Here is a 22,532-nt window from a genome sequence, read left to right on the forward strand (position 1 = left end):
ATGAAGGTTATTTTTCTGTTGTCTTTGCTGCCTTTGTTCCTTCAAGCTCACTAATGGCTCTCCAAGTAGTAATGATTGCATACCCAAGTAGTAGAATACCAGGTACGACAAGCAGCATAATTGCACCCATACTTGAATTAGCATAGTTTATTGCATAACCTACATAAGGTATAGTCAAGCCAATATACTGTCCTACTACATTATCAGATAGGACTGGCTCTCTATCAGCTGCATCGTTGTTATCACCCTTAGTGATATACATAACCTGCTCATTGATGTTTCTAACTTCGATTATTCGATGGGTAATTAGTTTCTCTTCAGAATCTTTGAATATGATTACATCATCTTCTTTGAATCTAGTCATGTCACCATCTGGATTTATTGCAATGATAGAACCGGTTTTAATACCTGGTTCCATCGAACCTGACAACACTGTTTTTATTTGATAGCCAAAGAAAGTAGGCTCTCCTCCTGAGGCTTTTGAAACAATGACTGCAACAACCATAATCAAAAACAGTACTACTAATACAAATGAAATAATCCTACTAATCCAAAGCTTTGCAAGCTGCATCATTTATCAAATCCTTTCCACCAACTAAATTCAAAACTCAATTCTTAATTAAGAACATTTTGTTTATAGATACCTTTTAATAGTTGATCAGTTGACCACTCTATTGGTTTACAGTTCATAAACAATATATTTATCCTCTCAGTCTTATTAATAAATATTTCCACTTATATGATATATGATGATCAGTTACACCAACAGCTGATTAATTCTATATTATTCTTCACCTTGTTCTCCCGGGTTCCCAACATTCTCACCTGGATCTTCCTGTTCTTCTTCACTTGCTCCTTCTGAAGTTGATTCTTCCTGTTCTTCACTTACTTCTTCTGAAGTTGATTCTTCCTGTTCTTCACTTGCTTCTTCTGAAGTTGATTCTTCCTGTTCTTCACTTGCTTCTTCCGAAGTTGATTCTTCCTGTTCTTCACTTGCTTCTTCTGAAGCTAGTTCTTCCTGTTCTTCACTTGCTTCTTCTGAAGTTGATTCTTCCTGTTCTTCACTTGCTTCTTCTGAAGCTAGTTCTTCCTGTTCTTCTATTAATGCCTGTTGTTCTTCTAACTTTTTCTGTTCTTCAAGCTCTTTTAGCCTCTTAGCTTCTGCTTCTGCTGACGCAATTTCAGCTTCTAATCGTTCTATCTCAAAGTTTATGTCAACTAACATCGATTTCCAAACTGTGATTTTTTCACTGTTGTTTAAGCTAATTTCTTCAGCTTGCTCTCTGATGTCAACACCTTTCTCATATGCGGGTTGTACATATTCCAAAAAACTATTAACATTTTCGTTTTGAGCTCGGACGTTATAAGATGCAAGTTCTTCTTCTATCTCTCTAATATTATTGAGCACTGCATCAATTTCTGTCTGTTTGTCGCTTAACGTATTAACATGACTACTTATTAAGCCTGCCCCACCCTTCAATGCCTTAAGATACATTTTTTTTATGAAGGCAAATTCGAGCATGAATTGCGATGTATTTGGTTGACTAACTGAAAGTCCATTTTGAAGTGAAGGTTTAGCCCAATTCCAAGACCATAGATTTCTGCTAGATTTAATATTTTCCAACTCACTATTTGCACTTTCAACTAAACTCTCTACTGTACTTGGAAAAACGAAAGCTGTACTAATTATCGCATTTGTCATTTCTACTTCGTTATAGGCACCATATGTAGCTGAGCTAAAATGTGTGCCTCCGATAAGTAGTGAGGAAATTGCTACGCTTGAAGTTATGTAATTCACCTTTGTTTTCCGCTTAAACTTTCCTTCTCTTTTTATTCGTTCATTTCTTGATTCCATCAAATTTTCCTCACTCTCTTAGATATTTTCAAGAGAACCCACCGTTCGCTTTAACGAATTCATGTTTAAAGTATAATAGATATACTTATGATTGAAAACCATCGTTTTTCATAGTTTTTCCGTTATAACGAACAAATAACTCCCATTACCTCTTTAATTCGCATAATATCTCAATTTTTCTTTTTTTATAAAGAACAATACTGTTTTCAATATCGAACGTTTTTTTAAAAAAATAATGAGTAGAACACTCTCTACTCACTCTCGAATAACATGAAAGCCTTTGTTTAAGACATTTTTACTTCTTTTATTAGTTCATCAATTTCCTGTTGATATATAGCTTCCTGTTCAGTATCCCACACTAATATAGTCGACATCAGCCTGATAACAGGTTCCTTCCATTTTTCTACCCAATCAATATTAAATAGAAGTGCTCCTGTTCTGCGCATAAAGAAATCTACTGGGGTCACTGCCATTTCCTCTTCCATGCTATACAAAATTTGCGCATAAATATCTTCTAATAGCTTATCATTTTTTGTTCTCTGTTTAGCGTAACGAATATAATAGAAAAAAATTTGATCTACATTAGATCCATAGCGATGAACAAAGAAGTCCGCTAGTTCTCTAGGTACCCCTAACTTAATACCTTTATCAATCTTTTGTTGGATGAATTTTTGAAAATTCCGCGACCCTCCAACATGCCCCCCTGAAATAGGCAAATCTTGCGTATTACAAGGAGAATAGGTTAAACCTTGTGTTTGTTCTAATAATCTAGCGACTAAATCCACTACGGTTTCTGCCATTTTTCTATAACCCGTTAATTTTCCGCCTGCAATCGTAATAAGACCAGTACTAGATTGCCATATTTCGTCTTTACGTGAAATTTCAGATGGATCTTTTCCATCTTCATATATTAATGGACGCAAACCTGCCCAGCTAGATTCAACATCTTGATCCGTTATTTTAACTTCCGGGAACATATAATTAATTGCATCAATCACATATTGACGATCGGAAGCTGTCACTTTTGGATGGGAGATATCATCACTGTATTTAGTATCTGTTGTACCTATATATGTCTTTCCTTCTCTTGGTATTGCAAAAACCATGCGCTTATCTTCCGTATCAAAATAAATGGCTTGGCGTAAAGGGAATCTTTTTCCATCAATTACTAAGTGTACACCCTTTGTTAGTTGTAATGACTTTTTATTTTCAGTAAGATCTTTTTCACGTATTGAATCTACCCAAGGACCTGTCGCATTTACAATTTGTTTTGCTGAGATTAAATACATCTCCCCTGTAATTTGATCTACTGCTTCAACACCAACCATTTTCCCTTTCTCATAGACGAACTTCTCAACCTTAGCATAGTTTACAGCACTTGCACCTTGTCTAACAGCCTCTTTCATAACCTCAATAGTTAGCCGTGCATCATCCGTGCGATACTCAACATAATAACCACTTCCTTTTAACCCAGCTTTTTTTAATAACGGTTCTCTATTTAACGTTCCAGTTTTATCCAACATAATGCGACGTTCATTTTTTTTAACACCTGCTAAAAAATCATATATTCTAAGACCAAATGACGTACTAAGCGGACCAAACGTCCCTCCTTTATAAAAAGGGAGCAACATCCATTGTGGTGTTGTAACATGCGGTCCATTTTCATATACAATTTCTCGTTCTTTACCAACCTCTGAAACCATCTTTACTTCAAACTGTTTTAAATAACGTAATCCTCCGTGAACAAGTTTAGTAGATCGACTTGATGTACCTGCCGCAAAATCTTGCATTTCTAGGACCACAGTTTTCATTCCTCTAGTAGCAGCATCTAATGCAATACCAGCTCCTGTAATACCTCCACCAATTATGATTAGATCGTTTTCTGCACTAGCAACCCGTTTAAGAATGTCTACTCTATTCATGCTTGAAAAGGGTTTTTCCATCTTTTTCCCTCCAAATAAATTAGAAATTATGTCCTTTTTCCTAACAGCTTATATACGTAAATATAAATACAAATAAAAAAGAAACCACAAAATTCTCGTACACATAATATGAATACAAGATTTTGTGGTTTCTCCGTTTCTCCGACCATAATATTAACTTATCATGTAATTTACATAGTCTATTTAAAAGCCATTGTTGCGTTTACTGCTTTTTTCCAGCCGTCATACAAGCTATTTCGTTGTTGTTCATCCATTGTATTGTCAAACGTTGTATCAATATTCCATTGCTTTGCAATTTCATCTTGACTTTCCCAAAATCCAACAGCAAGACCAGCAAGATAAGCTGCACCTAATGCAGTTGTCTCATTAATTATTGGACGCTCAACAGGTACATCTAGCATATCACTTTGGAACTGCATTAGGAAATCATTTTTAACAGCCCCACCATCAACCCGTAACGTTTTTAATGAAATATTAGCATCAGATTCCATTGCAGTTAGCACATCCTTCGTCTGATATGCTAACGATTCAAGCGTAGCACGAACAAAATGCTCTTTTTCTGTGCCTCGCGTTAATCCAAACACAGCACCACGCACATCACTATCCCAATAAGGTGTTCCTAAGCCGACGAAGGCTGGAACAACGTATACACCATCAGTTGATTTTACACGTTGTGCATACCTTTCACTCTCAGCAGCATCATTGAACATTCTAAGACCATCTCGGAGCCATTGAATGGCTGATCCTGCAACAAAAATACTGCCTTCTAATGCATATTCTACTTTACCATTTAATCCCCAAGCAATTGTAGTTAATAATCCATGTTCTGACTTCACTGCTTGCTCGCCAGTATTCATTAACATAAAACACCCAGTACCATATGTGTTTTTAGCCATACCTTCTTCATAACACGCTTGACCGAACAAAGCAGCTTGCTGATCTCCCGCTGCACCAGCTATCGGAACTTCATGTCCGAAAAAATGATAATCTGCGGTATGTGCATACACCTCAGAAGATGAGCGAACTTCTGGTAGCATAGAAGCTGGAATAGTTAATATTTCTAATAATTCTTCATCCCATTTCAAATCATGTATATTGAACATCAAAGTCCTAGATGCATTCGAATAGTCTGTAACATGTGTTTTTCCGCCTGATAGCTTCCAAATAATCCAAGAGTCAATCGTTCCAAATAATAACTTCCCACCTTCGGCTTTTTTTCTTGCGCCTTCAACATTGTCTAGAATCCACTTTACTTTTGTTCCTGAGAAATATGCATCAATTAATAAACCAGTTTTGTCACGAAACTTCTGATCATACCCTTTATCTTTAAGCTCTTCACAAATATGTGCTGTTTGGCGTGACTGCCATACAAGAGCGTTATAAACCGGATTGCCAGATTCTTTATCCCAGACGACCGTCGTTTCTCGTTGATTAGTAATACCGATTCCTATCACTTGCACTGGTTTAACTTGTGATTCCGATAAAACACTCGCTATAACAGCTAATATTGACCCCCAAATCTCATTAGCATCATGTTCTACCCAACCAGGATGTGGAAAGTGTTGTGTGAACTCTTTTTGAGCAACATGTACGATTTGGCCTGATTTGTCAAAAAGTATTGCTCTTGAGCTCGTTGTTCCTTGATCTAAAGATAAAATATATTGTCCCATTACTGTTCTCCCCTTTTCAGCTATTTCTTCTATAGCGTGCTTTCTTATGGCTCTTTTCGTAAACATTGTTGCTTTCTCAACTTACATTTAAGTAACGGTGTGTATAATATGATTTTTATCTAGTTTATAGAGAAAAAAAGATGCTCAGTAGGTTAGTTATATTCGTACTTAGCTCTCATTAAGAAAAAGTAACAAGTAGCGCGTTGCTTTTTTTTCATAGGATGAAATTACATGTACACAACTAGAACGTGGCATTTTTCTTCAATAAATACGATGACACTGTTATAAGTTACTTCTTAAGATCTTATCACGAAAAGCTTACACCGTAGTTTGTTTTGCAGAAGCTACATGGTGCTTTTCCTTTTGTTCAACCAGTAAAGAAATGAATAATATCAGTGTCACTAATACTGTAAAAATCCAAAAATTCCTTGTGACAGTTTGTTCAAAAATAGCTTTATAAAATAGGCCACCATACATACCTCCAACGATTGGGCCTATCACAGGAATCCAAGCATAAGCCCAATCCGATTTACCTTTTCCTGGAATCGGTAAAAGAAAATGTGCTAGACGAGGACCTAAATCACGAGCAGGATTAATCGCATACCCTGTAGTACCTCCAAGAGACAAGCCAATTGCAACAATTAAAAAGCCTACAATAAGTGGGTTTAATCCTTCAGTAAATTCATTTGCACCTATTGATAATAACCCAAGAACGAGTACAAAGGTTCCAATCATTTCACTTACGATATTTGCTGTTGTACTTCGAATAAACGGCGCTGTTGAAAATACTCCCAATTTAGCTGCGGGATCAGCAGTTTCTTTCCAGTGTGGTAAGTAATGAAAGAAAACAATTGCTGCTCCTAAAAATGCGCCAAGCATTTGTGCAGTAATATAACTAGGTACATCACTCCAAGGGAATTCACCTATAATGGCTAGACTTAGTGTCACTGCAGGATTAACATGGGCTCCACTAAATGAACCAACAGCATATACTGCCATAGCAACTGCTAATCCCCACCCTAAAGTAATAACAATCCAGCCACTATTATGAGCTCCTGATCTCTTTAAAGTAACCCCAGCACAAACTCCCCCTCCAAAAATAATTAACATCATTGTACCAATTAACTCCCCGATAAATGGTGTCATACAGCATCCCCTTTCCCATCATTAATTTCATACTTTATTGCAGCGAAAGAACATGGAGAACGAGGTATGACATGGAAAAGTAAATAAATCTGTTAAAATTCCATCATCTTTTTACTAGTAAAAAATACGTTAACTCATCAACTAATATGTCAAGACTGGTTCTAAAATATAAAATATAGAAATATTTGTATTTTTACTAACAAAAAAATCACAACATACCCCTTTTATAAAAAATAAAAGGGGATGCTGTGATTCTCCAAGTCTCCGCCACATCTATTAACTTAATTCAAATACTAATATAAATAGAAAGCGCTGTCAATATAATATTTTAATTTTCTGTATACTCTAAATCCCACAACAATTTATTTGAAGTTGTCACTGCACTTGCTCCAGCCTTTATAGCCTGCTCTACATCCTCATGTGTACGAATCATTCCACCAGCAAATATTGGAACACCCGTTTTGTTATGTATTTCTGTTATCAGGTTGGGTACCACACCAGGTAACACTTCTATAAAATCTGGGTTCGTTTTTTCTATAATACTGTAACTCTTTTTTAATGATCCAGAATCTAATAGAAATAGTCGTTGAATGGCATATATACCCCGTTTTTTTGCTTTACTAATAACATTTGCTCTCGTAGAGATGAGTCCTGCCGGTTTAATTTCTTGGCAAAGAAATTCTGTTGCAAATTCATCATTCTTTAAGCCATTGACTAAGTCCACATGAAGAAATAATTTCTTACCCTCTTGTTTTGTCATTTTCACAATAGCATTGAGCTGTGCAACATGACTTTCAAGTATAACTCCATATTCATAATCGCTACGAACGAACTTCTCTAAATGCTTCATATCGCGAATTGCAGGTATAATTTTTTGCCCATGAAACATATTTTTACCTCCTAAAAAAACGGAAAATAATAAATAATAGAATACTATTATCCTACAACTCAATTACTTGTAAAGTCAATTAGAGGAGCATTCATCATATAGCAAAGGGATGAAGCAAAAGCCGTCAAATCTTACACAATTTCATCTTACTCAAGATGTTATTGACGTAAGTTTGGGCTTTACTTCATCCCCTTGGTTTATTACTGTTGGGTATTTGAAGGCTCTGAAATACTTGAAAGTGCTTCTTCTGCTTCATTATCAAACGATTCATTTGTGGCTAAGTCGCCTAATGCAACAATACCACACAATTGATTGTTTTCCACGACTGGTAAGCGGCGAATTTGATTTTGTGCCATTACATCTGCTGCCTCTTCAACGGTCATTTCGGGTGTACCTGAGACAAGATTCGTTGACATCACTTGTGATACCGAAGTTGAATTATTTAATCCTTCTGCTGTTGAGCGTAATGTAATATCTCTGTCAGTAATGATGCCACAAATTTGTCCGTTATCTACTACTGGAATTGACCCTACATTATTTTGTTTCATAATTTCAGCTGCTTCTTGAATGGTTTGATTTGATGAGACAGTTGCAACATTTTCCGTCATAATATTGCGGAGCATGTTCATTGTCATTGTATCCACCCCTTTCAAAAAGTATTTTTACCTAACTTAGCATACATATACATATCAAAATTACATAATAAAAACTCTAATTATTAGTGATATTACATGAGCTAATTAGTTAAATAATAGTATATCCCTCCAAGTATACTACCCTTTTGCTTAAGTGGATTTAAAAGTTCAACAAACAAATAAGCTGTTGTAAACGCATCTATTACTCAAGAATGTCGTATATACATTCTAGTCAGAAATTTGGGCATAATATTCTAAATCCTTTATTTTTCGTGAAGGTGCACTATAACCAATTAGTTCAAATGGCTATACTCCTTAAAGGATAGTCTTTCCCGTTTCAGCTCTGCTGTTTTCACTAATGAGTAAAATAATATATAATGCCTCATTAACAGAAATTCTCAATTGCTTTAATACTGTTGGAGCGGACTTTAATTTGGCAACATGAATCACAGTCAGGTCAATTATTTCCTGAGAAATTTGTCGATACGAATAAGTGCTAGAAGTACTTCATTAGAGGCAGCTTTTCTTCATTCTTTTAATGGTGATAATTTAATATTTTCAGCTAACTTACGAAGGTGGGTTTTTAATATTTTTCCTACTCCGTTTCGCGGAAGTTGATCAATGAATATAATTTTCCTAGGTGTTTTATTTTTAGATAAATGGCTTTGACAATATTGTATTAGCTCTTCTTCGGTTATCGCTTGTTTATCCTTTTTAACAACATAGGCGACCACTTCCTCACCCATTTGATCATTAGGGATACCCACAACTGAAGATTCAGCAACCGCTTCATGTTTTGCAAGTAATTCTTCTACATCACGAGGATATATATTAAATCCCCCCCGAATAATCAAATCTTTTTTTCGGTCAACAATAAATAAATAACCATCTGTATCCATATATGCCATATCACCCGTATACAACCAAGAACCTTTTAACACCTGCTTTGTTTCTATTTCATTTTGATAATACCCGGGTGTGATATTATCACCTCGAACAATTAATTCCCCAACTTGACCGGTAGCTAACTCACTTTCATCATTATTAACAATCTTGACTTCAACACCTGGTATCGGGATACCAACTGAACCTGGTTTAATAACTGAATCTCTTTGGTGAGCAGCAACAACAGGTGCAGCTTCTGACAACCCGTACCCTTCTAAAATATCTGCACCAAATTTTTGTTTAAACGCATGTAATAACGCAACTGGAAGAGGTGCTGACCCAGAAGCAACCCATTCGAGACTACCTAATTGAAATTTGTTAGAATGAGGATAAGAAAGTAATGCAAAAATCATAGCTGGCACTGCAGAAAAATTAGTCACTTTATATTTCTCAATTGCTTCAAAAACAGCTTTTGGATCAAAGTGATTAAATACAACAGCTGAGCTCCCAGTTAGAAAACAAGTATTAGAAATAGTTAAGCCATATACATGTGCAAGAGGAAGGATACCGAGGGTTACTCCTCTTTTTGTTTCATTATGAAGAAAAGTATTTTCAGCGTTTGAATATAAGTTTTTATGAGTCAACATCACACCTTTCGGTTTTCCAGTTGTTCCTGACGTATATAAAATAACAGCAGTATCCTCTGCATTTAGCTTTAGATCACTTTCTACATAAAGTTCATTTTCTGTGATATCTGTATCATATAAATGAAAAATGTTTTCATCAGTTGGCTGGTCAACAACCAGTACAACAGGTTTTTGTTCCAAATTGTCTAGCGCTGATTCTACCTTTTCTAAAGATAGTGATGAAGTAATGACTACCTTCGCTTGACAGTCTTTAATAATGTAATGAATTTCTTTATCATGTAAGGTGAACATAATAGGCACAATAATTGCGCCTGCCCTTATAATGCCTTGATACGAAAAAATAACCTCAGGACAATTGGGCATACAGACAACAACACGATCACCTTTAGCTACCCCAAGTTTTTTTAACCCATGTGCAATCTTGTTTGAATAGTTTTTAATGTCTAAGTTAGAATACTTCTTATCTTTAAAATAAATAAAAGGATATTCAGCAAAAGTTTCGATATTTTTATCAAGCAAATCACTTAATATCATGAACTCATCTCCTCTTTATAATCTTAAAAACAACAACCCATGTATTCATAGACCTTTATAACACTAGACGAAATAGCACTATTCATAAAGCCTATAAACATTAATACCTTCACTTGATTTATTCACATGTACTTCATTTCTACTTTCCATCAAATCTAAATGACCTTGAATTTGAGATAGTCCAAGAAACACTAATTTTCCTTTTAATCTAGGGAAAACTTCAATACAAATTTGATAGACCGTTTTGTCACTTGTTCTTAAAACTTTTCTTATTTGGTCACAACGATAATTATGATCATTTAATCTTTGATCAATGATTGAAACGTGGTCTGAAAATGGTCTGCCATGACCAGGGTATATCGTTGTTAATGGTAATGCCCTTGTTTTCATTAATGACTCTCGATATTGTATAAGTGGTTTAGGTCGCTCTTGTTCAAATGGTATAGATGGTTCAATAAATGCGTTAACAGAAATGTCTTTTAATAGATGATCTCCGGCAAATGTAAGACCCGTCTCAGGTTCCCATAAAATCATATCTGTTTGACTATGCCCTGGTACAAAAAGAACTGAAAATTTTCTTCCACCTACAAATATATGATCTTCATTACTTACATATTTAACTTGTTGCCAATTCATATTATGATAACGGTGTTTGGATTGATGGCTTTCAGGGTCTGCACCACATTCCTTTATAAATGAATTTAAAAAGTACCTAGTTCTATTAAATTCATCTATTCCGCCAGATAATATATGTTTTGCTCCTTCGTGAACATATGTGGGTATGTCGATTTCTTCTTGTATATCTTTTACGCCTCCAGCATGATCTGTATGCATATGAGTAACAACAATTTCATCTAGTTCTTTGAAAGTAAGTCCCTCCTGCTTTAGTAAATATCTTAGCTTTTCAAGTGATTTTTTTCCTGGAAGTCCTGTATCGATAAGTGTCACAGATTCACCGATGACAACATATGCATTAACGTTCCCTACTGTAAATGGCGTCTCTATAGATAATGGAATGACCTTAAAAATATTTATCCCTCCTCCCTACACAATGCTCTTTTGAAACTTTAATAATTATGTTAATTAGTTAGCGCAGCAAGCCAAGATTTTATAGGGTACTTATCATTTGAAAGAAGGTGCTACGACCATTCGTTGTGTAAATGCTCTCATTTACTTTTGTTCATAAATACACGAAAAAGGGGATGAGATTGTCCCCTATTAAATACATATTATGATGTCTTGAATTTATTAACTAAATATTCTAATATTACTATTTATATAAGGAGGCTTGCTGAATTAATCTTGTATCCACACATCTCCACCTTTATAAACAACCCCTTCTGGATAACGAAGATTAATCACTTCTTCTTGTAGTTGTTGGGAAGGTGCTTTTGTGACTAATGATACGATAATATTTGTTAACAATGCAGCTACCGCACCAAATATACCAGCTCCTGTATCAATAATTCCTGCAATAGAAAAATCGCCATATTTTGCTGCAAATATATATCCTAATGTAACAACTAAGCCAACAACCATGCCCCATGTCACACCTTTTGCATTTGCTCGTTTCCACCAAACACCTAATACTAATGCTGGAAAAAAAGTACCTGAAGCAATTGCAAAAGCCCATGCAACGATCTGAGTAATTGCCCCTGGCGGATCAAGCGCAGTAATACCTGCTACTACTGTTGCAATAATAATCGTCCAACGTGCTACTTTTAACCTTGTTTTGTCTGTAGCATTTGGATTAAGAACCCGATAATATATGTCATGAGCAAACGATGATGAAATTGCAATCATTAGTCCCCCTGCTGTTGATAATGCAGCAGCCATCGCTCCTGCAGCAACAAGGCCTATAACAAACACACCTAGGTTTGCTATCTCAGGTGTAGCCATAACCACAATATCTTTATTAATTAATAACTCCGGCCATTGTAAAATACCATCTGCATTTGTATCTGCTATTGATAATTTCCCAGTATTAACCCAGCTAGTCGTCCAAGCTGGGAGAGAATCAACTGGGTTACCAACCACATTTTTCATAAGAATAAACCGTGAAAATGCAGCATATGCTGGGGCTGTCAAATATAATAAACCGATAAACAACAATGCCCAAGCACCTGACCAACGGGCTGCTTTCATCGTTGATACTGTATAAAAACGCACGATAACATGTGGCAAGCCTGCTGTTCCAGCCATTAAAGTAAACATCAATGCTAAAAATTGCCATTTTGATCCATTTGTAAATGGTGCAAAATACTCAGAAATCCCAAGCTCTCTATCTATTTCCCCTAACTGTGATACGACATTTCCATAAGAAAGCCATGGAAGTGGATTATTTGTAATTTGTAGTGACATAAAAATCACAGGTACTAAGTATGCAGTAATTAAAATAATATATTGTGCAACCTGCGTCCATGTAACCCCTTTCATTCCTCCGAAACCTGCATAAAAAGCAATTAAGATTACCCCTATCATCGTTCCAAATTTTGCATCAACTTCAAAAAGTCTTCCTATGACTACACCAGATCCCGAAAGCTGTCCAATTGAATAAGTAAAGCTAATAATGATTGTGCATATAGCCGCAATGATTCGTGCTGTATGACTATTAAATCGATCGCCAATAAATTCTGGAACTGTATATCTACCGTATTTACGAAGCTGTGGCGCAAGTAAAAATGTCAGAAGTAAGTATCCACCTGTCCACCCCATGATATAGGCAAGGCCGTCGTATCCTAGTAGCATAACCGTTCCTGCTAAACCGATAAAAGAAGCAGCGCTCATCCAATCAGCACCAATTGCCATACCATTAAAAACAGATGGAACACCACGACCAGCAACATAAAAGTCCGAAGTGACTTTCGCTTTATTGTATAATGCTATACCAATATATATTGCAAACGAAGCAAGGATAAGAGATAACGAGACTATAAACTGTGTATCCATTTAAAAATCTCCTTCCACTATTAATTGCCATTAAAATTTTTGCGACTTCATACTCTCATCTAGTTGCTGTGTTGTTGTACTAAATCCATATTTCTCATCTAACTTGTCACTTACTCTAGCATTGATGAATAGGAGTAAAATAAAAATCAAAATTGCTCCCTGAGCCCCCATAAAATAGTGAAATGGGAACCCATTTATATTGAATTGTAAAATCTCTGCAAAAAAAACAACACCAAAAGAGACCATTAACCAAATAACTAAATAGATAACAACATTACGGGTATGTTTCCGAAAATACGAATCTGCAATTTGTTTATCCAGCTTTTTCACTTGCTACACCATCCCTATATTGCATTTTTTATTCGTAATATTAACAAGCAACTGTTGGTCAAATTCATAATTAAGCTACTCATTTTTATCAGCTATCACCATCCCTCTTATTTAAGGCTAAAAATAAACTTAACAGTTTCAAAAAACGGTGCAGGAACAAGCGCTATTTCAAGTAAAAAGTACATAAATATAGCAACGAAAGGCAAGAAATAAAACAATCTCTTTTTCTTTCGGACAGCTATGTACAGACAGATTACTGTAATGATGCAGAACATAACAAAACTATAATTCATGCAACCACCCTTTTTCCTTTTCTGTAAACTTTGTTACTATTCCAGCTTATGTAGCATAGCTAAATGGTCAATTAAATGATTATCATTGTTTACCGACTTTATTTGGAAGCTTTTTTAAGCCCAAATCCGAAAAAGACCCTTTATACAACGAGATTAATAGAGTAAAAATATAGAATATTCCTAATAATTAAATTATCTTTTCTGTACTTGACAACGTCAATATGTACAAGCTGAAAACCTTTCGTATTATTTCGACATTATTTTATTTCTGTCCTTTTGTGAGGGATAAATTTCTACATGCTATAATAGAGGGAAAGCTGTTTTCGCATAGATTGTTGTTTTTCGTACTTATAAAGAAACATGAATACAATTAGATTTTCGTGGCATCTTTTCTGCTATATTACAAAGGCTTTTTAGTAAAACGACATCTTTATCTTCTAGTTAGGAACGATCGTAACAAGTTTACGAAAAGAGCCTAGAGACAAAAGCATATATGTATGAAACAATTATTAATTGGATAATCCCAAGTAATAGATAATAGGCTACATGTTTGATAACTCTTAGGTAATGACGATAATAATATAGAGGGATTGTTTATGAAATCATTTAATCACTAAGTGAACGCGTTCATCCACTCTTTAATGTTCATGCCACATTCACTTCTAAAAAGGCACTTTCCCTAGACTTTGTTGCTACAAATTAGTACCATATAAGTGGTTTTATACAGGTAGTCATCGTTGTACTGAAGAAAAGCTACCAAGAACGATATATCTATACGTTTTAAGATCCACCCGAGTAATAAAACAGCTACAAAGGTTAGAAAAGAGATGTTCTTACAATACATAATCGTTAGGAGACTTTATGAATAACCAAAATAACCTAAATAATTATCTGTTTATTTCGTGGGCAGTATCATTAATTGCTACATTAGGTAGTTTATTTTTCTCTGAGGTTATGATGTTCATACCGTGTGAATTATGCTGGTATCAACGTATACTGATGTATCCACTCGTTATCATCCTTGGAATTGCATTGGTAAAAAAAGATTATTCTATCTCACTATATTCATTTGTCCTATCTACTATAGGGGGATTGATTTCTATTTACCATTTATCCATTCAAAAGATCTCTTTCATGGGTGAACATTCATTATCATGTGGCATGATACCATGTAATGTCGAATATATTAATTGGATGGGCTTTATTACCATTCCTTTCCTTGCACTAATTGCATTTGTATTAATATCCGTTTTTAGCTTAATAACAATGAAAACATATAAGGAGCTGGACTAAATGAAGAAAGTGATCATTTTTACGTTAATCGTATTAGGTTTATTCGCTGCATTAGTATTCGTTACCAAATATCAGCAACAACAAGAGGCTGCTGGAAACCCATTTAACAAAACATCACTCCACCCTGAAACAGTAAATCAATTAGATGATCCAAATTACCAAAATGTTATTTTACCTAACGAACTTGATGACAAACTGGCTAACAATGAACCAGCCACGATCTATTTCTATCAGTCCACATGTCCGGCATGTAAAGAAACATCACCCATCATCGTTCCCATGGCAGAAGAGATGGGAATTGACTTAAAATTGTATAATTTACTAGAGTTTAATGAAGGATGGGATGAATATAACATTGAGAGCACGCCTACAATTGTTCAATATCAAGATGGTAAAGAAGTCAGTCGTTTAAATGGAGCAGTTGGGGCAGAGAAATTTGAAAGTTGGTTTAAGGAGTGGGCAAAATAACCTAATTGCTTTCTAGGTTTATCCCTACATTGATTTCCTAATTTAGATTATTTTGATAACCACATATTACTACTATTGTAGTTTAAAATGTGGCAGTTAGAAGAGTGGATTATTTGATTGCTATGGTTTAATGTCAAACAAAGGCTCTTTTCGTGTTATCAAATTTGAACTGAAACATGAGGTTTTATACTTTGGTCATCGTTTATAGAAAAGAGCAGATGCGTCGAACTCTAGTTGTGTAGATGTTTAAATCTTAGTACAAAAAATTATCAATGCGAAAACAGCCAGATGCTAAGAACTCTATTTGTAAATAAGTAATTTAAAAAGCACCTTTTATAACGTTTAAACCGCCTATCTTACATAAGGCGGTTTTTAATCTTCAAACTAAAAATTGATTATTAGGTTTACAATAATAACTAATTATATTTGTTTTCGGTAAGGAAAAGCTGTCAATTTGAAAAGGAAATGATAAACTATACTTTTCTAAGAAGCTTATATTTTTTTTAAAAGCTGTTCGATGATACTCAGAAACATTTTTGTATTGTATTGTTTCTATAATATGTATTATTACTTGAAGGCTTGTAATAATTTGAATAGCTTCTTTCACCGTTCCATTATAATGCTTATACATCTCTACCTTAGATAATATGTTGTTTTCTTCCATCTCTGTTATTTCCTCATCTGTGAAATAACTTGGAAAAATGTCTGAATAAAAATAAGCGATTAACTCCTCTATCTGTTTTTCTTGTTCAGGAGTAGATGCATACACAACTTTCACAAGATGACCCCCATCTTTACAATTCTTTTATAAGAATACCATAGACTTAATGTACATGGTGCTGGTAACTGTTTCCCCATCTATAGTAAATTATAACAATGAGGAAAATTAAACAAATACCATTTTTTACTCTATCTTAATAACAAAATAGATATGGTACATACGCAACAAAGAAAGGAGACATATACATTGAGAGCGAATCGTAAAGGAGAATGGTTTGAGATCATTGCACCTATAGAATGGCATCAATTCACTATCAATCATTTATTTAAAAATCATTGGCATATTCCAAAGAAATTGACTCATGATTTCCGCATGCACCGAAGAATAAAAATAAACAATCAAGCCATATCATGGGATACAAAAATACAAGCTGGAGATCGGATTCAATTACATGTTTTTTATGAAGTTAAAGATTCAGTTATTCCGGATTATGCCGATATACAAATTTTATATGAAGATGATCATCTCATTATTGTTAATAAACCGAGTGGCATGGACACACACCCCAATGAACTAGGACAAACAGGTACGCTAGCTAATGCTGTTTCTTATCACTTTCTATCAAACGGTATTTCTGCTACTGCAAAACACGTCCATCGTCTAGACAGAAATACAACAGGTGCAGTTCTTTTTGCAAAACACCCTCTTGTTGGTGTGATGTTAGATAAAATGCTAACAGAGCGCAAAATTAAAAGAACATACCTGGCTGTTGTTCATGGTATTCTCACGAAAAAACAAGGATGTATTGATGCACCGATCGGGCGTGATCGACACCATCCAACGAGGAGAAGGGTGTCTAAAAACGGTCAAGATGCAATCACTCATTACAAGGTCATTTCAAATAATCGAAATGAAAACACAGCCCTATTATATTTGCAATTAGATACTGGCCGTACGCACCAAATACGCGTTCATCTCAGTCATTTGGATCACCCTTTAATTGGCGACGTTTTATATGGTGGGAAAAAATCAAAAGCTGCTAGACAAGCATTACATGCTGCAAAAATTTCCTTTCACCACCCTTTCACACGTGAATTAATTGAATGCTATGCACCGTTCTTGGACGAGCCACCAATTTTTCCTGATGATGTAACTAATTATTTGACTTAAGCTCTATGCTTCTTTAAAACGATGACAACCATATAAAACTACGTCTTGCTATTCTACTTTGGTAAAATTACAGCAAAGTTTTAGAGAAGCACCTTAGCTTGTGATTATCAGTTAACGTACATGTTTATTTCTTACAACTTTCAATGCAAAAACAGCCACGTTAAGATAGTCCATACTTATCTAGCTTTCGATATAAGGTCGATAAGCTAATATTTAGCATTTTTGCAAGCTGCTCCTTTTGCTCCTTTTGATTTAATGGGAGATGCTGTGCTAATATATTTCGTTCAAAGTTAGCAACCATTGAATCTAAACTACTACTATTTTGACGAGTATGTAGATAATAAGGAAGATCTTCAAAGGTTAGAGTATGTGGTGATTCTACCATATTCATCATATACTCTACTGTATTCTCTAATTGACGAATATTCCCTTTCCACTCATTTTGTAAAAACCACTGCTCTAGAAGAGGATCCAATTTTGGGACGTTTTTTTGTAATATATGACTATATTTTTTTAGAAAATAAGACAAGAATAATCGTATATCTCCAACCCTTTCTGATAATGAAGGTAAACGAAGTGGTATGACATTAATCCTGTAATATAAATCTTCACGAAAAGTCTCTTTCGTAACCATTTCCCACAAGCTTTTGTTTGTTGCTGCGATGACTCGGACATTTAATGAATATTGACGAGTGCCTCCCACTCTTTCAACCTGCTTCTCTTGTAGCACTCGTAGTAATTTGGGCTGTACCGATAGTGGTAAATCACCTATCTCGTCAAGAAAGATCGTCCCATTATTTGCTGCCTCAAATTTACCAATTTTCCCTCCACGATTTGCTCCAGTAAAAGCGCCTTTATCATAACCAAACAATTCACTCTCAACTAATGTTTCTGGAATAGCCGAACAATTTACAGTAATAAATGGTTGGTTAGCTCGGCTACTCTCATAATGAACAGCCTTCGCCATACATTCTTTACCTGTCCCATTTTCCCCAGTTAGTAGAATAGTGGATGGGCTATTGACTACTTTTTTTGCCTTCTTAACGACAGAGTGAAATTGTTCACTTTCCCCTATCATATCGTTGAAAGAATAAGCTCTCTTCTCTTGCTGAAATCCTTCATGAACTTCACAATTTCTTGTTGTTACTTCAAGTAGTAATAGCTTATTTTCAAGTAATGTGCTAATAGTTCCCATAAATTTATATAGTTTTTCTTTGTTGGTTACAATTAAATCTCGTTGTTCTGCCGTAAAACCGATAAATCCTATAACTCCAATTGGTTGATCATTCATCATGACAGGGTAACCCATAGTTGCTAATTCGGTACACCGTTCATGAAAAATACAGCTTATACAGTGTTCATGATCTTTGCGATTATCGAAAATAGTTCCCTTCGATCCTGTACGTAATATTTGCTCAAAAAAAGAACCTTCTGGTATCGATTTTCCAATAAGACTTTGATGAAACCCTGTGCCACTTACTCTTATTCCTAACTCATCTATAATAGAAACTTCCAACCCTAGTAAGTCGGCCATATTGTCGGCACACGATTGGGCGAATTCTTCTATCTTAGATATATATGACATTATTTTCACCTCATAAGTGCTTGCTCGATATCTAATAGTATATCGCGTTTTTCTTCTAATCCAGTTGACAATCTAATGAGACCATCAGTAATTCCAAACGAAGCTCTTTCATGTTTAGGGATAGCAAAATGGGTCATTGATGCCGGGTGTTGTACAAGCGTTTCTGGATCACCAAGGCTGAACGAAATCATACAAAGCTCCAATCTATCTATAAATTTCTTCGCTTCTTCAAAGCCTCCTTTCACTTCAAAAGAAACGATACCACCATATCCATTCATTTGTTCTTTGACAAGTTGATATTGTGGATGTGTTGTTGATCCTGGAAAATAAACATTACTAATATACGGATGTTGGTCCAAATAGTTTGCAATTTCTTGAGCACTATCACAATGTTGCTTCATGCGTATAGGTAATGTTTTTAACCCACGTAAAATTAAGTAGGAATCCCATGCGTTTAAGTGCTGTCCTAAATCACCCATCACATTTTTACGAATAGATTCAATTTGCTGCCGATTGCTAATTATGAAACCTGCTAATACATCACCATGTCCGTTTAAGTATTTTGTGGCACTATGAATAACAATGTCTGCACCAAGCTCTAATGGCTTTTGTAATAATGGGGTCATCAAAGTATTATCAACTACGACGGTTAGCCCATGTTCATGTGCTAATGTTGATAACTTGTTAATATCTAATACTGTTAGACAAGGGTTAGATGGTGTTTCAATAAATAGCACTTTGGTTTCAGGTCTTATTGCTTGTTTTACCATAGTTAAGTCAGTACAGTCTACATAATCATATGTAATTCCAAAGCGCGGGCCTAGCGTAGATAAAAATTTATACGTCCCACCGTATATGTGTTTTGTAACGAGTATATGTTCTCCATGTTTAACATTTGCTAGGATGGCGCTAGAAATAGCTGCCATTCCACTTGATAAACCTAATGCAGCCTCTCCATTTTCTAATAAAGCGATGTGCGCTTCTAATTTATTTGTCGTAGGATTACCATATCTTCCATAATAAATCCCAGCCCTTGCTCCTGAAACAACCGATGCAGCTTCTTCAGTATTTTCAAATGCATATGCCACAGCTGGTGTTACTGAGTTCGCTATAACCCCATTTCTTCTCTTTTCTTTATTACCATGAATACATTTAGTATTTATACTCCAATCATATATCATTTCTGTCATTTCGAGTTCCTCCCTTGATAATAAAACAACATCTTTTTTGCAATATTTGTGCCAACGAGGGATACTCCTATGTTATCTAGAAAAGATATATGTAATAACCACTTTTAATTAGTATCAAATGTTCTTATAGCATTAATAATTCGCATAAATGAGAATGAATTTTTATGATTGATAATGATCTTTTATCCATCTCATTATAAACCATTGACTAACAAATCATAAATCAGTAGAATGAAACACAATATTATCTACAGTAATATGTTCATTGTTGTGATTTATATTACTACATTGCATCAGGAAGGAGCTCACCAATGAATAAAAGTCAGTTAAAAAAACGTATTGCAGCCTCAAATCAAACAAATGAGGCGGATTTAGTTATAAAAAATGGCAAAATAGTTGATCTATTTAATTTAGATATAATAAATGCAGATGTTGCCATCACAGACGGTGTTTTTGTCGGCATTGGCAAGTATTCAGGAAAAGAGGAAATTGACGCAAAAGGGAAGTACATTGTTCCGTCCTTTATTGATAGCCATGTACATATAGAATCTTCCATGGTCACTCCAGTTCAATTCTCTCAAGTCGTTTTACCCCATGGGATTACAACTGTTATCACAGATCCACATGAAATAGCTAATGTTACTGGAGCTGATGGCATATCATTTATGTTAAACAATTCAGAAAATGTTCCAATGGATATATATTTCATGCTGCCATCATGTGTTCCAGCGACGCCATTTGAAAATTCAGGTGCAACGTTATCTGCTAAAGATTTAGAACCCTTCTTCAAGCACCCAAGAGTTTTAGGCTTAGCAGAAGTAATGGATTATCCAGCAGTTATGAATGGCGAAGAAACGATGATGGATAAATTAACGACAGCGATGAAATACTCTGATCGAATGGATGGTCATTTAGCTGGATTAGATGAGCAAGCTATCAATATATACATGACTGCTGGAATACGAACTGATCACGAATGTGTATCTGTTGAAGAAGCTAGAGATCGTATTAAACGTGGAATGTACGTGTTAATTCGTGAAGGTTCTGGTGCAAAAGACCTGATTTCAGTCATTCCAGCTGTAAATACAAATAATGCTCGTAGATTTGCATTTTGTACAGATGATAAACATTTAGATGAATTAATTGAAGAAGGAAGTATCAACCATAATATACGTTTAGCAATTCAGCATGGTTTAGAACCGTTACTTGCTTACCAATTAGCATCATTAAATGCGGCAGAGTGCTTCGGGCTAAAAAATAAAGGCGCCATTGCTCCTGGTTATGAAGCCGACTTCTTACTAATTGATAACTTAGAAGAGGTAGCTATTCATCAAGTTTTCAAAGCTGGGAAGCTTGTTGCTCAAGATGGTAAAATGGTAATAGAAGATACGAAAAAACTAGAACAACATTTACCTGAAAGTATTATTCATACAGTTAACATTCCTAAGATCGATAGTAAAGATTTAATGATCCCAATGTCAAATAGTTCTAGTGCTAATATAATTGGTATTATTCCAAATAGTATACATACTAAGCATCTTGTTGAAGAGGTCTTAGTGGAGGATAATGAATTTATACCATGCACGAAAAAGGATCACTTAAAAATTGCAGTAGTCGAACGACATAAAAAGACTGGAAATGTTGGCTTAGGCATCGTAAAAGGACTTGAATTATCATCAGGTGCCATAGCTGCAACGGTTGCACACGATTCACATAATATTGTTGTAGCAGGTACAAATGACGAAGATATGATAACAGCCATCAATCAAATATCACATATGGGTGGCGGACTTGTTGTGGTCAAAGATAAAAAAATACTAAGTGCTGTACCATTGAATATCGGTGGGCTTATGTCCGAAAAATCATTCAACAGTGTATATGGGGAGCTAAAACAGCTAGATGATGCATTACAGCAAATTAACGCACCAACTCATTTTAACCCATTTTTAACATTGTCCTTTTTATGTTTGCCAGTTATCCCTAAGCTAAAGGTGACAGACCTTGGTTTATTTGATGTAAAAACGTTCAAACATATACAAATAGCTACGAATGAGAAATAAGTAGAAGCATCTTTGGATATAACTTTGACCAATAAATCCTACTATACAACTACACGTCGTGATGTCATGTACTCAAAGATTACGAAATAAAAATGAGGCTGGGACAAAACCCACCTCTGAGATGAAAAAGCCGGTGAAATTTTACAAGAAGTAAAATTTCACCGGCTTTGTTTATTTTGGAATTAAAATAAGGACCACTTCTGATAAAATAAAGTTACCACACCAAATTTCATCGGAAAGAAGGGTCCTTATGTTTAAAAATTATATCA

18 protein-coding genes are annotated in these 22,532 nt (G+C 35.1%); 4 read left to right on the forward strand and 14 right to left on the reverse strand.

Annotated features, from left to right (window positions below; all coding sequences use genetic code 11):
* Window positions 1–7 precede the first annotated feature (7 nt).
* The 11 genes from sipW to JM172_RS17170 form a co-directional block, all read right to left on the reverse strand.
* Entirely contained in the window at window positions 8–574 is a 567-nt protein-coding gene (gene sipW, locus JM172_RS17120) for a signal peptidase I SipW (RefSeq protein ID WP_214483593.1), read from the reverse strand.
* Window positions 575–784: 210 nt separating this feature from the next.
* On the reverse strand, window positions 785–1,855 hold the full coding sequence (locus JM172_RS17125) for a hypothetical protein (RefSeq protein WP_214483594.1): 1,071 nt from the start codon (window positions 1,853–1,855) through the stop codon (window positions 785–787).
* A 284-nt stretch (window positions 1,856–2,139) separates the two neighbouring features.
* The gene (locus JM172_RS17130) at window positions 2,140–3,798 is read right to left on the reverse strand and encodes a glycerol-3-phosphate dehydrogenase/oxidase (protein WP_214483595.1); all 1,659 of its coding nucleotides are present in this window, start codon (window positions 3,796–3,798) and stop codon (window positions 2,140–2,142) included.
* 179 nt (window positions 3,799–3,977) lie between these two features.
* The gene (gene glpK / locus JM172_RS17135) at window positions 3,978–5,468 is read right to left on the reverse strand and encodes a glycerol kinase GlpK (protein WP_214483615.1); all 1,491 of its coding nucleotides are present in this window, start codon (window positions 5,466–5,468) and stop codon (window positions 3,978–3,980) included.
* 318 nt (window positions 5,469–5,786) lie between these two features.
* Window positions 5,787–6,614, reverse strand: a complete 828-nt coding sequence (locus tag JM172_RS17140; protein ID WP_214483596.1) for an MIP/aquaporin family protein — start codon at window positions 6,612–6,614, stop codon at window positions 5,787–5,789.
* 328 nt (window positions 6,615–6,942) lie between these two features.
* A complete protein-coding gene (locus tag JM172_RS17145) occupies window positions 6,943–7,503 on the reverse strand; it encodes a glycerol-3-phosphate responsive antiterminator (RefSeq protein ID WP_214483597.1) in 561 nt (186 codons plus the stop codon).
* 200 nt (window positions 7,504–7,703) lie between these two features.
* Window positions 7,704–8,132, reverse strand: coding sequence for a CBS domain-containing protein (locus JM172_RS17150; RefSeq protein ID WP_214483616.1), 429 nt, complete (start codon window positions 8,130–8,132; stop codon window positions 7,704–7,706).
* Window positions 8,133–8,665: 533 nt separating this feature from the next.
* Entirely contained in the window at window positions 8,666–10,204 is a 1,539-nt protein-coding gene (locus JM172_RS17155; protein WP_214483598.1) for a long-chain-fatty-acid--CoA ligase, read from the reverse strand.
* Window positions 10,205–10,282: 78 nt separating this feature from the next.
* Window positions 10,283–11,239 carry an MBL fold metallo-hydrolase gene (locus tag JM172_RS17160; protein WP_214483617.1) on the reverse strand — a complete coding sequence of 319 codons (957 nt, stop codon included), beginning with the start codon at window positions 11,237–11,239 and terminating at the stop codon, window positions 10,283–10,285.
* 261 nt (window positions 11,240–11,500) lie between these two features.
* On the reverse strand, window positions 11,501–13,153 hold the full coding sequence (locus JM172_RS17165; RefSeq protein ID WP_214483599.1) for a sodium:solute symporter family protein: 1,653 nt from the start codon (window positions 13,151–13,153) through the stop codon (window positions 11,501–11,503).
* Window positions 13,154–13,183: 30 nt separating this feature from the next.
* Window positions 13,184–13,483 (reverse strand): DUF4212 domain-containing protein, encoded by a 300-nt coding sequence (locus tag JM172_RS17170; RefSeq protein ID WP_214483600.1) that lies wholly within the window; start codon window positions 13,481–13,483, stop codon window positions 13,184–13,186.
* A 1,154-nt stretch (window positions 13,484–14,637) separates the two neighbouring features.
* Here JM172_RS17170 and JM172_RS17175 point away from each other — a divergent pair.
* Together JM172_RS17175 and JM172_RS17180 are read left to right on the forward strand one after the other, a co-directional pair.
* Window positions 14,638–15,069: a disulfide oxidoreductase gene (locus tag JM172_RS17175; protein WP_214483601.1), complete on the forward strand. Its 432-nt coding sequence runs from the start codon at window positions 14,638–14,640 to the stop codon at window positions 15,067–15,069.
* Complete coding sequence (locus tag JM172_RS17180) at window positions 15,070–15,537, forward strand: thioredoxin family protein (protein WP_214483602.1); 468 nt, start codon at window positions 15,070–15,072, stop codon at window positions 15,535–15,537.
* A gap of 379 nt (window positions 15,538–15,916) precedes the next feature.
* On the opposite strand, the gene JM172_RS17185 is transcribed toward JM172_RS17180, so the two are convergent.
* On the reverse strand, window positions 15,917–16,315 hold the full coding sequence (locus JM172_RS17185; protein ID WP_214483603.1) for a DUF5365 family protein: 399 nt from the start codon (window positions 16,313–16,315) through the stop codon (window positions 15,917–15,919).
* A gap of 189 nt (window positions 16,316–16,504) precedes the next feature.
* Between JM172_RS17185 and JM172_RS17190 the strand changes: the two genes are divergently transcribed.
* Window positions 16,505–17,428, forward strand: coding sequence for an RluA family pseudouridine synthase (locus tag JM172_RS17190; RefSeq protein ID WP_250886733.1), 924 nt, complete (start codon window positions 16,505–16,507; stop codon window positions 17,426–17,428).
* 160 nt (window positions 17,429–17,588) lie between these two features.
* Here JM172_RS17190 and JM172_RS17195 read toward each other — a convergent pair whose 3' ends face one another.
* Both JM172_RS17195 and JM172_RS17200 read right to left on the reverse strand, forming a co-directional pair.
* Window positions 17,589–19,013, reverse strand: coding sequence for a sigma-54 interaction domain-containing protein (locus JM172_RS17195; protein ID WP_214483605.1), 1,425 nt, complete (start codon window positions 19,011–19,013; stop codon window positions 17,589–17,591).
* Between the two features lie 5 nt (window positions 19,014–19,018).
* Window positions 19,019–20,203 carry a trans-sulfuration enzyme family protein gene (locus tag JM172_RS17200; RefSeq protein WP_214483606.1) on the reverse strand — a complete coding sequence of 395 codons (1,185 nt, stop codon included), beginning with the start codon at window positions 20,201–20,203 and terminating at the stop codon, window positions 19,019–19,021.
* 311 nt (window positions 20,204–20,514) lie between these two features.
* Here JM172_RS17200 and ade point away from each other — a divergent pair, with 311 nt between their 5' ends.
* Window positions 20,515–22,263, forward strand: a complete 1,749-nt coding sequence (ade, locus tag JM172_RS17205; RefSeq protein ID WP_214483607.1) for an adenine deaminase — start codon at window positions 20,515–20,517, stop codon at window positions 22,261–22,263.
* Window positions 22,264–22,532 lie beyond the last annotated feature (269 nt).

It is taken from the genome of Bacillus sp. SM2101 (genome assembly GCF_018588585.1).
GTDB lineage: Bacteria > Bacillota > Bacilli > Bacillales > SM2101 > Nanhaiella > Nanhaiella sioensis.